The 12,597-nt window shown below is 34.2% G+C and carries 5 protein-coding genes and 1 tRNA gene; all 6 read right to left on the reverse strand.

All coding sequences use genetic code 11. From position 1 onward, the window contains the following. Nucleotides 1–59: 59 nt before the first annotated feature. Nucleotides 60–144, reverse strand: a tRNA-Leu gene (locus ACFELY_RS04960). A 493-nt stretch (nucleotides 145–637) separates the two neighbouring features. Beyond that, nucleotides 638–1,855 carry a DEAD/DEAH box helicase gene (locus tag ACFELY_RS04970; protein ID WP_375333793.1) on the reverse strand — a complete coding sequence of 406 codons (1,218 nt, stop codon included), beginning with the start codon at nucleotides 1,853–1,855 and terminating at the stop codon, nucleotides 638–640. A gap of 430 nt (nucleotides 1,856–2,285) precedes the next feature. After that, nucleotides 2,286–2,495 carry a cold-shock protein gene (locus ACFELY_RS04975; RefSeq protein ID WP_341759321.1) on the reverse strand — a complete coding sequence of 70 codons (210 nt, stop codon included), beginning with the start codon at nucleotides 2,493–2,495 and terminating at the stop codon, nucleotides 2,286–2,288. 236 nt (nucleotides 2,496–2,731) lie between these two features. After that, a complete protein-coding gene (locus ACFELY_RS04980; RefSeq protein ID WP_375333794.1) occupies nucleotides 2,732–5,734 on the reverse strand; it encodes an efflux RND transporter permease subunit in 3,003 nt (1,000 codons plus the stop codon). Nucleotides 5,735–5,742: 8 nt separating this feature from the next. Next, a complete protein-coding gene (locus tag ACFELY_RS04985; protein WP_375333795.1) occupies nucleotides 5,743–10,731 on the reverse strand; it encodes a hypothetical protein in 4,989 nt (1,662 codons plus the stop codon). Nucleotides 10,732–10,860: 129 nt separating this feature from the next. Then, nucleotides 10,861–11,955, reverse strand: a complete 1,095-nt coding sequence (locus ACFELY_RS04990) for an efflux RND transporter periplasmic adaptor subunit (protein WP_341749121.1) — start codon at nucleotides 11,953–11,955, stop codon at nucleotides 10,861–10,863. Nucleotides 11,956–12,597: the final 642 nt, after the last annotated feature.

The following is a 12,597-nucleotide window of genomic DNA, read 5'->3' on the forward strand; positions in this document are numbered from 1 at the left end:
AATCAGGTTATTTTAACATGTTAGGCTTTATAAGACAACTAAGTTGAAACATATAGAATTGGTGCGGTCGAGAAGACTTGAACTTCCACTCTGTTAAGAACAACCCCCTCAAGGTTGTGCGTCTACCAATTTCGCCACGACCGCAATTAATATAATTATTTCAACAATATCTTAGACTTCTTCAGATATCTGCTATAGCTTCCTAAGAAGGATTGCAAGGATTATATCCGTTGTTCTAAGATAAGGATAGTGCCTAATTCAACTATAGTCAATTGACGAGAAGTTGGGGACGTTGTCATTCGTCGCTCTCCTATTACTTATAGGTGTCGCTCCATCGCTCCTAGCCCCAAATTCTACTGAATTGACTATATAGCTTGAATTTTGGCTATATATAGCAAATTATTCTATATATATCAACATATATACTCAATGAAACTCAACAATATGATGAATAAAAAATCTGCTCACCAAGCGTCTATTAGCGAGACCACGTAGTGGTTGTGGCAATCCATTATTCTTGCTTCGTCGGCTACGCCTTCTCGCAATGATGAAGGAATTATATAGAACATTAACGGGTTAGCTATAAATTAGTTTTAAAATCAGTTGTGTTTTTACTAACACAACTGATTTTACTAAATTAGGATGCTTTGCTATTTCTAGCACGACCAGCATAAGGTTTCTTATCGTTATTATTACGTGGAAAATAACTTTTTTTGCCATTATTGTTACCATTAAATGCTCTTCTACGATTCTTACTTCCTGTCATTTCTTCTCTTGAAGTACTCTCACCTTGGTTCATTAGGCGATCAATAGCTTTCCACCTAATATTATCTTCTGGCGAAATGAAGGATAATGCACAACCTGAAAGTCCTGCTCTACCAGTTCTACCTATTCTATGTAAATAATCTTCTGGAGACATTGGTAAGTCATAATTGATCACATGCTGTGTATGTGGTATATCTAAGCCACGAGCCGCAACATCTGTTGCCACCATAATTCTGTGACGAGAAGAACGAAACGATGCAATTACATGATCACGTCTGCCTTGCGTTAAATCACCATGTATAGCTTCAGCCTTGTGGTCTTCAAATTTTAACATTTTTGCAAGCTGATCAGCACCACGCTTAGTTTTTACAAAAATAATTATAGAACCATCTCGTTGATTTAATTGCTTTATAAGCTCAGGGAATTTCTCTTTGTCAGAAACACGCAAAGTTTCTTGTTTTATTTGAGAAGCAGCCTGAGTAGTTGAGCCAATAGTAATGCGTTTAGGGTTAATCACATATTTTTGCGATAGTGCAATAATATGTTTTGGCATAGTAGCTGAAAACATTAAAACCTGTCTTTTTTCAGGTATATATTTATTTATTTCTTCCAACTGTTCTTTCATGCCCATATCAAGCATCCTGTCCATCTCATCAAGTACTACCAATTGGACAGTATTTAGTTTTAAGGTACCACGCAGTAAATGATCTATAATACGACCAGGTGTTCCAATCACCACTTTAGGATTTGCCTTTAGCTGCGTAAATTGTTTATGCATTGGTTCACCACCTATTAAAACCGCACTAGGAAGCTTAATTTGAGTAGTTACATTGGTTAAAGTAGTGCGTACTTGGCTAGCTAATTCCCGAGTTGGTACAAGTACCAAAGCCATTGATTTAGTCTGTATAAAAGAATTGACGATTGGTAGTAAATAGGCAAGGGTTTTACCAGAACCAGTTTGACTAGAAGCGAGAATATCACTACCTTGCATCGCAATCGGTATAGCCTCTCTTTGAATTTCTGTAGGAGAGGTGATGTTCATTTGTTCAAGTGATATAATCACTTCGTTTGGTAAATTAAAATTTTTCATTATTAAATCCAATGTTATTTATCGTAAATTAAAAATACTCAAATGATTTGAGGAATTGGAAGGTAAACTGTAATTAGACTCCAACTCTTCAAAGCATCTGAGTAAAGATATATTCTATACCTTAAAAAAGAATAAGTTTATGGTTAAGTTCTTTATGTTATAAAGCTGGTTATTAATTATTGTATAGTAAAAGCGGCTGTAATTATAAATACAATCCTACCATAGATACTCTTTTGCTTTGAAAATCCATTTCCCCAAATCATTCGAGTATACTTAAAATAGTCCAATAAAATTACAGCTTTACTTACAGTGAACACTGAATTATAAAAGATAATGCACAGAGTGTATAAAAAGATGATACTACCCAAAATTCACTAGTTTAATAACCACTCATAAATTTTGAGTAGTTGCTTGTAGTTTTAAATAAATATTATTTTATTTGCAGATTAACAGCAGAAATTTTTCCCTTATTGTCTTCTAGATCAAAGCCTACACTTTGACCTCCATTAAGATTACGGATCCCGGCACGCTCTACAGCTGAGATGTGAACAAAAACGTCATTCCCACCATCGTCTGGTTGAATAAAACCAAAACCTTTGGTTGTATTAAACCATTTGACCTTACCTACTTTAGTAGTCATAAAAACCTTTTAGTATAGAGTTACTTATCTGAACTTAATTCGCAACTCTTCCGTAGAAATTAAACCACATAACTGACAGGCAGACATAAGGCTTTCATGCTATTAAAGAGTTAATTATTAAACTCAAGTAGCATGCTACTCTTTTTCTTAATAATTGTCAATAAAGGATAAGAAAATATCCATAGATTTTATATTTTTTTTTGAAATATAGACATTTTAGCACATTTTCGTATTAATTACACTATACGAGTACGTTGGTAACGAATACGATAAAAACTAATATAAAGTAAAGGGGTTACATAAAGTGTTAATATCGATCCAACAGCAATGCCTGTTACTAGAACCATAGCCATTTGGAAGCGACTATTGGCATAATTCCCACTATCAAAGAAAAGTGACAGCAAGCCAATACTCATAGCCAGAGAAGTAATTAAAATTGCCCTGATTCTTGATGTGGCTCCTGTTACTATTGATTTTATCCCTCCTTTCCCTTGATGCATTGCACTACATAACAATACACTATGCTTAGTCATTAATCCCGCTAATGTGATAAGTGATATTTGAGTATAGATATTTAACCCCCCTTGAGTAAAATATAAACTCAATAAAGCTATACTTAAAGCAGCTGGAATTCCTCCAATTAGAATAATAAATGATAGCATTAAATCGTTAAAGCGTGCAAACATTAATAAGTAGAGTCCAAATACAGATACTAAAATTAGTAATGTAAATGATGATGTTGAATCAATAAGCATTTTCGTTTGTTCACTATAGCTAATATCACTATCACTTGGCAATTTACTATTTAACTGATCAATAGAATGCACTGCATCTTGCAATTTAACGCCATGTTTAGCAGTGGCAATTACTTCAATGGAATACTGCTCATTATAACGCATAATTTGATTAACTGTATTCACTCTATCAATATCGCATATATCCTTAAGCTGAATAAGGTTTTCTCCATTTTTCTGTGTTGTAATAAACATATTTTGTATATTACTTAGCATTTTACCAAATTTAGGGTCTGATTTAGCAACAACATCATAAGTATTATCATAATGCTTAAAGTTTCCTATCTTTCTAGCATTAAACAGAATATCTAAAGTATTTGATATATCTTTCTGACTTAAGCCATATTTGAATAATTTATCTTGATTACACCAAATTTTATAATCTTGCACAAGTGAAGTGGCAATAGCGATAACACTAGTAAATAAATTCTGTGAATTATCCTGTATAAAATGAACATCCTGCCAAGCATTCTCCATAGATGAATGGTTATTGACATAAAAGCTCAACTCAACGTTACCCTTTGCTGAACCAGTATTTTTCCCCTGGGCAAACTTCACTGAAACATCTCCACCTACTGCTATTCTTGCGAGTTTAGCTTCAATTTCATGCAAGGTTTGCACCGCTTTAGTTTTATCTTTTAATATTATCCAAATTGTTGAACGTGGCGATTCTTCAATATTTAGGGTATATTTAATATTATCACTACTATTGACTATTTTAGTAATTTTCTCCATATAACGATGGATGTAACTTAAATTGGTATTAGGCATAAAGATGTTGGTAAGTATAATCATATCTTTTTTTTCAAATGGCTCAATTTCTACTTTCATAGAGTTTGATGCAACATATGTACCAGCTGCTACAACTATAGTTACTAAGAATAAAAATACTCTGGCATAGCGTATAATAAAAAATAAAGAACTTTTATATTTGTCCGTAATCATATCCAGCGTCTTATTAACAATTTGAGCAAATTTGCTTTCATGCGTATTATTTGCTAGTTTTAAGAACAATATAGGTGTTAAAGTAAACGCCACGATAAAGGACATTACTAAACAAGCAATGATTGACAGAGAAAATTCCTGTAAAATTTTTCCTACCTCTCCTTTAATAAACAAAATAGGGATATATATTACTACTAGCGTAAGCATCAATATTAAAACAGATAAAAAGAGACCATAAATTGCTTGCAATATACTAGTTAAAGCATTTTTATTTTTCTGATAGTAATGTTCAGCATTCTCAATCACTACGATAGAGTCGTCAACCACCAACCCTATAGCCAAGACCATTGCCAACATCGTTATCGAGTTGAGTGTAAAACCACACAAATATAGCATAACCAAACAAGCAGCCATTGAGACTGGAATTGCACAGATTGCAATAATTGAATATCGCACTGATCCCATTAGCAGTAAAACAATTACTGACACCAACAATACCGATTCAATCAAAGTTTTTTTCACTTCTTGAAAAGCTTGTAAAATATCTTGGCTATCATCAATAACAACCTGAAAGGTAAAGTGTGGATTAGCTTTTTCGTAATATTCTAGGAAATGTTTTACATTTTTTGATACATCAACTGGATTGGCATCTGACTTAGCAAAAATACCTAATAAAACAATTTTATTCGTGCCAAAATAGGCAAAACTAAGCGCCTCTTTATCTGATAGCGTAATGCTAGCAATATTTTTTAATTTTATAGCAACATTATTACTTTCCAAATTGATATCGCCAAAATCACTCAACTTATTGATTGTCGTATCAAAAGATATATACTCTGTTTTATATTGATTTGATAATTTACCACCAGAAAAATCAGTATTTTGTAGTGTTAACGAAGCAAGGACACTATCTAAAGGAATATAATATTTTGCAATTTTTTCCGGATCAATATCGATATTAACCACTTTTTCTGTCACACCAAAACCAGATGAATTGGCTACACCATCAACATATTTAAGCTTTTTCTTGATTGTTTCAATATCCTCAGCGGTAACTAACAAATTATTATTAGACCCCACAGCAATATACATCATTGGTAAAGCAGAAAAGCTTTCAGTCGAGATTATCGGGTCTTTAGCTCCCTCTTGCAAGAGAGCCTTATTTTTTAGTATCAAATCTCTAACTTGGTTAATTGCTTGTTCTATCGGAACTTTTTTGGCAATACTTAACGTTATTTTACTTTCTCCTAGCTGACTAACAGCAAGAATCGACTCAAGACCATCAACATGTGAAAAAACCTCTTCAAAAGGTTTAGTAATGTATTTCTCTATCAAATCCGGTCTGACGTTCGGGTTGATGATCGAAATATAAATATTTGAAGCAGGGATATTGGGTAAAAGTTGAATTTTCAGCTGCAAATATGCGTATATCCCAAGCAGCACCACCACAATATTGATCACCACAAAAATACTGCTATGTTCCAACAATTTTTTTATCATATATCCATTTATTGTTGCCCAACTTTCTTCAATCCAGTTTTTTTAAACTCTACTGCTTTAGGTACTACTATTGGTATTTTTCTTTCCATAACGCTGGATTTATGCTTGGTATTTGCCCCCCCTTTTTGTTCGATTTTAGTAACAGCAGCTCCTACCACTATCTCTGGACTGATTACCTCAAATTTCAATTTCTTTAGCTCTGCAATTTCCGCAGTTGGTTCTGTTTTAATTGAACTCTTGGTATCAGGGGGTACAGTTTCATCTATAGTTTTTAAATTATTGAACGGTTGTACCCCGCCTTCTTGCTTTAACTCCACAACTTCATTTTTTGGTTTAAGTAATTTTTGATGTTGATCTTGTTCTTGATCTTGTATTATTAATCGACCTTTATCATTAACTGCTAGTTCCTTCCCCTGTATTACCGGTAGTCTGCTTGGCTTGACCAATGGAGAGTAGTCACTTATTTTTCCAGTCACTTGTTCACTCTTAGCCACTTGATTTCCTGGGCTTGACTTTAAAGCCTCTTGCGTTTTCAGGGTTTTTGCAAGTTCTCTTTGATGAACATTTGGGGTTGGGATAAGTTTTATTTTCTTATCATTTTGTTTAACCTGTGCCTGTCTCTGTGTAATAGATGATTCTATAGGGGCTAATTTTTTTTCGTCTTGTTTAACCTGTGCCTGTCTCTGTGTAATAGATGATTCTATAGGGGCTAATTTTTTTTCGTCTTGTTTAACCTGTGCCTGTCTCTGTGTAATAGATGATTCTATAGGGGCTAATTTTTTTTCGTCTTGTTTAACCTGTGCCTGTCTCTTTTTAATAGATGATTCTTGCAAGGCTAATTTTTTTTCGTCTTGTTTAACCTGTGCCTGTCTCTGTGTAATAGATGATTCTATAGGGGCTAATTTTTTTTCGTCTTGTTTAACCTGTGCCTGTCTCTGTGTAATAGATGATTCTATAGGGGCTAATTTTTTTTCGTCTTGTTTAACCTGTGCCTGTCTCTGTTTAATAGATGATTCTATAGGGGCTAATTTTTTTTCGTCTTGTTTAACCTGTGCCTGTCTTTGTGTAATAGATGATTCTATAGGGGCTAATTTTTTTTCGTCTTGTTTAACCTGTGCCTGTCTTTGTGTAATAGATGATTCTATAGGGGCTAATTTTTTTTCGTCTTGTTTAACCTGTGCCTGTCTTTGTGTAATAGATGATTCTATAGGGGCTAATTTTTTTTCGTCTTGTTTAACCTGTGCCTGTCTTTGTGTAATAGATGATTCTATAGGGGCTAATTTTTTTTCGTCTTGTTTAACCTGTGCCTGTCTCTGTTTAATAGATGATTCTATAGGGGCTAATTTTTTTTCGTCTTGTTTAACCTGTGCCTGTCTTTGTGTAATAGATGATTCTATAGGGGCTAATTTTTTTTCGTCTTGTTTAACCTGTGCCTGTCTCTGTGTAACAGATGATTCTTGCAAGGCTAATTTTTTTTCGTCTTGTTTAACCTGTGCCTGTCTCTGTTTAATAGATGATTCTATAGGGGCTAATTTTTTTTCGTCTTGTTTAACCTGTGCCTGTCTCTTTTTAATAGATGATTCTTGCAAGGCTAATTTTTTTTCGTCTTGTTTAACCTGTGCCTGTCTCTGATGAAGGTTTACCCCTTTTTCTTTCTTCTGATTTGTAGCTTCTATTTTTGATGCAGTTGCTTTATTACTTACTCCATTAGACGAAAGTGAAACGTTAACTCTTTTCTTCTCTACCGGATTTGGTTTTAATTGTGGATTATTATGTGCTATCTTAGCTCGTGCATTGTTTAACTTATCCTGTGTTGCCTTTAAATCTTTAGCTAATTTATCGCGTTGATTGGCAAGATCAGTTTGGTCGTTTGTATTATCCGCCTGTAAGTTATTTTTTACAACATTTCTTTGTTCTGCCGTCACCTCTTTATAAGCTTTAACCGCTTCATCTTTCTCTTGCTCCGGTGCAGCCAGCTTAGCCTGATTTTCATCATGAGCTTTTTGCAAATTATCCAACTTATCTTGCTCAGTTTGTGCAAGTAGTTTAGCATCTTCTAATGCTAGTTTATTCTTGTCTATCTCAGCCTGTGCATCTGCTGCAGCTTTAACCGCATTCTCTTTATCCTTAGTCAAAGCTGCTGCCTGTTGTTGTACAACTTGCTCCGCTGTAGCCAACTTAGCCTGATTTTCATCATGAGCTTTTTGCAAATTATCCAACTTATCTTGTTCAGTTTTGGCAAGTTGTTTAGCAGCTTCTAATTCCTTATCTTTCTCTGCCATCGCATCCTGTGCAGCATCTTTCTCTTTATTCAAATCTGTTATCTTATCTTCTAAGGCTTTATTAGCCTTCTTAGAATCTTCTAATGCTAGTTGATTCTCTGCCATCGCATCCTGTGCAGCATCTTTCTCTTTATTCAAATCTGTTATCTTATCTTCTAAGGCTTTATTATCCTTCTTAGCATTTTCTAATGCTAGTTGATTCTCTGCCATCGCATCCTGTGCAGCATCTTTCTCTTTATTCAAATCTGTTATCTTATCTTCTAAGGCTTTATTAGCCTTCTTAGCATTTTCTAATGCTAGTTGATTCTCTGCCATCGCATCCTGTGCAGCATCTTTCTCTTTATTCAAATCTGTTATCTTATCTTCTAAGGCTTTATTAGCCTTCTTAGAATCTTCTAATGCTAGTTGATTCTCTGCCATCGCATCCTGTGCAGCATCTTTCTCTTTATTCAAATCTGTTATCTTATCTTCTAAGGCTTTATTAGCCTTCTTAGAATCTTCTAATGCTAGTTGATTCTCTGCCATCGCATCCTGTGCAGCATCTTTCTCTTTATTCAAATCTGTTATCTTATCTTCTAAGGCTTTATTATCCTTCTTAGCATTTTCTAATGCTAGTTGATTCTCTGCCATCGCATCCTGTGCAGCATCTTTCTCTTTATTCAAATCTGTTATCTTATCTTCTAAGGCTTTATTAGCCTTCTTAGCATTTTCTAATGCTAGTTGATTCTCTGCCATCGCATCCTGTGCAGCATCTTTCTCTTTATTCAAATCTGTTATCTTATCTTCTAAGGCTTTATTAGCCTTCTTAGAATCTTCTAATGCTAGTTGATTCTCTGCCATCGCATCCTGTGCAGCATCTTTCTCTTTATTCAAATCTGTTATCTTATCTTCTAAGGCTTTATTATCCTTCTTAGCATTTTCTAATGCTAGTTGATTCTCTGCCATCGCATCCTGTGCAGCATCTTTCTCTTTATTCAAATCTGTTATCTTATCTTCTAAGGCTTTATTAGCCTTCTTAGCATTTTCTAATGCTAGTTGATTCTCTGCCATCGCATCCTGTGCAGCATCTTTCTCTTTATTCAAATCTGTTATCTTATCTTCTAAGGCTTTATTAGCCTTCTTAGAATCTTCTAATGCTAGTTGATTCTCTGCCATCGCATCCTGTGCAGCATCTTTCTCTTTATTCAAATCTGTTATCTTATCTTCTAAGGCTTTATTAGCCTTCTTAGAATCTTCTAATGCTAGTTGATTCTCTGCCATCGCATCCTGTGCAGCATCTTTCTCTTTATTCAAATCTGTTATCTTATCTTCTAAGGCTTTATTAGCCTTCTTAGAATCTTCTAATGCTAGTTGATTCTCTGCCATCGCATCCTGTGCAGCATCTTTCTCTTTATTCAAATCTGTTATCTTATCTTCTAAGGCTTTATTAGCCTTCTTAGAATCTTCTAATGCTAGTTGATTCTTTGCCATCGCAGCCTGTGCATCTGCTGCAGCCTTAACCGCTGCATCTTTATCTTGCTCCGCTTTAGCCAAAGCTGCTGCAACACCTTCCATCTTTTTAACCGCTTCAGCTTTCTCTTGCTCCACTGCATTCAACTCTGCTTTCTGTTGTTCTTTCTTAGCCGCCGCAGCCAACTCTGCTTTCTGTTGTTCAGCTTTATCATTAGCCGCCTGTAAAGCAGCGTCTTTTGCAGCCAAAGCTGCTTTCTGTTGTTGTTCTTTCTCAACCATTGCAGCCAAAGCTGCTGCTTGTTGCTGTTCTTTTTTAACCGCTTCAGCTTTCTCTCGCTCCGCTGCAACCAGCTTAGCATGGGTTTCATCCTGAGCTTTTTGCAAATTATCTTGTTCAGTTTTGGTAAGTAGTTTAGCAGCGTCTAATTCTTTTAGATTCTTTTCTATCTCAGCCTGTGCATTCTTTAATTCTGGTTCTTTTTGAACAAAACCTGCCATCTGTTGTTGTGAACCACCTCTATTTTGTTGAGCCTGCTGACTAAATGAATTAGTTTTTATCTCAGGTTGCTTAGATAATTGGGATTCTAATTTTTCTAGTTTCTCAAGTTCTAGTGTTTTCTTCGTGTATTTATCATCCAAATCATTTATGTTGCTTAGTAACTTTGCTAATTTTTCTTCAGCTGCTTTGATATCCTCATGCAATTTCACAGTATTTTCTGAAGGTGCTTGCCGTTCTAAATTCACTTCTTCCCTTTGAACAATTTGGCTGTCTGGTTGCTTATTATCATCTAAAATTATTGCTTGTTGACTAGAATTCCCAGTTACCTGACTTGGTGATTGATTAGTTTTAGTATTTTGATCTTTTGTAGTAATATTAAGATTTTCATCTTCATTTACATGTTTTTTAGAATCCCTTTGAGAGTTTGTATCCTCTTGAGTAATACGCTTATTACTACCAGTATATTGTTCCGGGGTAGGATTATTACTAGGAGCAGCTCTTTGCCCAGTACTTGATGAAGAATTTGAATTACTCGAGCTATTATTATCGTTACTATTCTTATCGTTATTATTATTTTTGGAATCTTCTAGCTCTGCCTTTTTCTCATTCAGTTCTTGCTCAAGAGCCTGTTTTTTCTTGGTTAGTGTATGTATTTCCCCAGCTTGTATTACATTCATTCTCCTAAGTTGAGCTGGATTATCAACCTCACCAGCATGAACAGAACTACAGAATAATAGTATTATAAAAAAGTATAGTTTTTTCATTTATCTAATTAATATTTGTTTTAGTTTTCAATATAAATAAGGGGAAGGTTAACATTACCCTATTACTAACTATTCTATAATATAGCAGATTTTTATGATCCACTAATAGCTATTTTCATTATTCTTATATTATAATTCTGACCTAGTTGTCTCATCTTCAATCAGAACCTTAGCCCCATCACCCAATCCCTTTTTTCCTGAAATAACCACTTGGTCATTTGGTTTGATGCCACTAACTACCTCTACACTTTGACTATCACTATCACCTATTTCAACCTTTACTTTTTTAGCTATATTATTTTCAATAACGTAGACAAAATAATAGGATTCAAAAAAGATAGCTGAGTTTGGTAATTTTATCCGTTGCTTATTGCTATTGAAAACAACATTTACATTAACAAATAAGCCAGGCGTGATTGAATTGTCATCATTTGGAATAAACGCCTCAATATAGACTGAGTGATTCTTCTCTTGAGCAATTTCTGAAGTTTTAAAATCGCTTAGTTTAAGGGCTAAATCTAAAGCAGGAATATAGATGTTAACATAGCTATCCGGAGAACTTTTAAATTTCTGATAGTCGCTCTCATCGAGCTCAAATGCAACCTTGATAATATGAATATCGTAAAGAACGGCAATTTTATCTTTTTGTGTAACAAGCTCTCCGTCAGCAACAAGTTTTCGTTCAACAATGCCACTTAACGGAGCAACAATATAATGATTGGTCTTGTCATCAAGTAATGTATAATATTTATGTTTAGCATCAAGATATTCTATGCGATGGTTTACATATTCTGTATAGCTAATGAGATTCTTATCTGATAGCTGTTTCATCGCATTAGCTTTTTTCTCTTTAAGACGATACTCTTCATTTGCCAGTTCAATCAGGTAGTCAATTTGCGTGGTATCTAATACTGCTAAAATATCACCTTTATTGACATAACTACCTATCGGCAAATCAAGCTCTTTAATTCTCCCTGTTACATTGACTTTAACTGCATGTGTTTCATATGGCAAGGTTTTGCCTGTTGTAACCAATATATCATTTGTTTCTTCTGAATATTGAGCCTTAACCACCTCAACAGGAACCATGGTCGCTTGATTATCAACTTGCTGAGCGGGGATTTGTTTATCATTTGCTTTTTTGATAAAAACTATCACCACAACAATCGCTGTTATAACAAATAATATCCCATATATAACTTTTCTTCGACTCATTAACGCCATATCTACCTGCCTTATGAGTCGTAAGAAAACAACACTTATAAATTAGTTTCTTATAACTCTATGTTATTTAATTAAACACACTATGATTTATAAGAGTTATTATTTTACAACTCCTAAAAGAATAGCTAAACCGACTACTTCTCATCCGTTTTATCCGATGCAATATATACATTAAAAATTTATTGTCAAGTTAAATTATTATGTTATTGAAAAAATATAAATTTGATGATTACTTTAATATATTTGGGAATCATAAGAAAATAACACTTACAAATAGTTTCTTATAAACCCGAATAAGTTTTAGATATCCCAAACGTCATTGCAAGAAAGCGTAAGCCGATAAAGCAATCCTTTATGGTTACTTTTTTGGATTGCTTCGTAGCTAAAGACGGAGAAGCTATCTAAAACATTAACGGGTTAGCTATATAACTCTTTACTCGTAACCTGATAGTCTGTATAAACTTTATATCTTTATTATTCTTACATAATTTTAATATATTATCACGAAATAATTAATAAATGTCAAGGATTTCACAGAAATTTACGGTGAGTATTCACAAAGAAAAAGTTAAAGTACAAGATGTCATTGCGAGAAAGCATGAGCCTAGAAGCGATCCATTCCTGGGCATTTTGGGGATTGCC

The sequence above is a fragment of the Candidatus Tisiphia endosymbiont of Xenochironomus xenolabis genome, from assembly GCF_964264705.1.
In the GTDB taxonomy this organism is placed as follows: Bacteria; Pseudomonadota; Alphaproteobacteria; order Rickettsiales; family Rickettsiaceae; genus Tisiphia.

Excerpts from the sequence above, each read along its gene's own strand:
- ACFELY_RS04970 (WP_375333793.1), bottom strand. The coding sequence starts at position 1,855 with ATGAAAAATTTTAATTTACCAAACGAAGTGATTATATCACTTGAACAA.
- ACFELY_RS04990 (WP_341749121.1), bottom strand. The coding sequence starts at position 11,955 with ATGGCGTTAATGAGTCGAAGAAAAGTTATATATGGGATATTATTTGTT.
- ACFELY_RS04985 (WP_375333795.1), bottom strand. The coding sequence starts at position 10,731 with ATGAAAAAACTATACTTTTTTATAATACTATTATTCTGTAGTTCTGTT.
- ACFELY_RS04980 (WP_375333794.1), bottom strand. The coding sequence starts at position 5,734 with ATGATAAAAAAATTGTTGGAACATAGCAGTATTTTTGTGGTGATCAAT.
- ACFELY_RS04975 (WP_341759321.1), bottom strand. The coding sequence starts at position 2,495 with ATGACTACTAAAGTAGGTAAGGTCAAATGGTTTAATACAACCAAAGGT.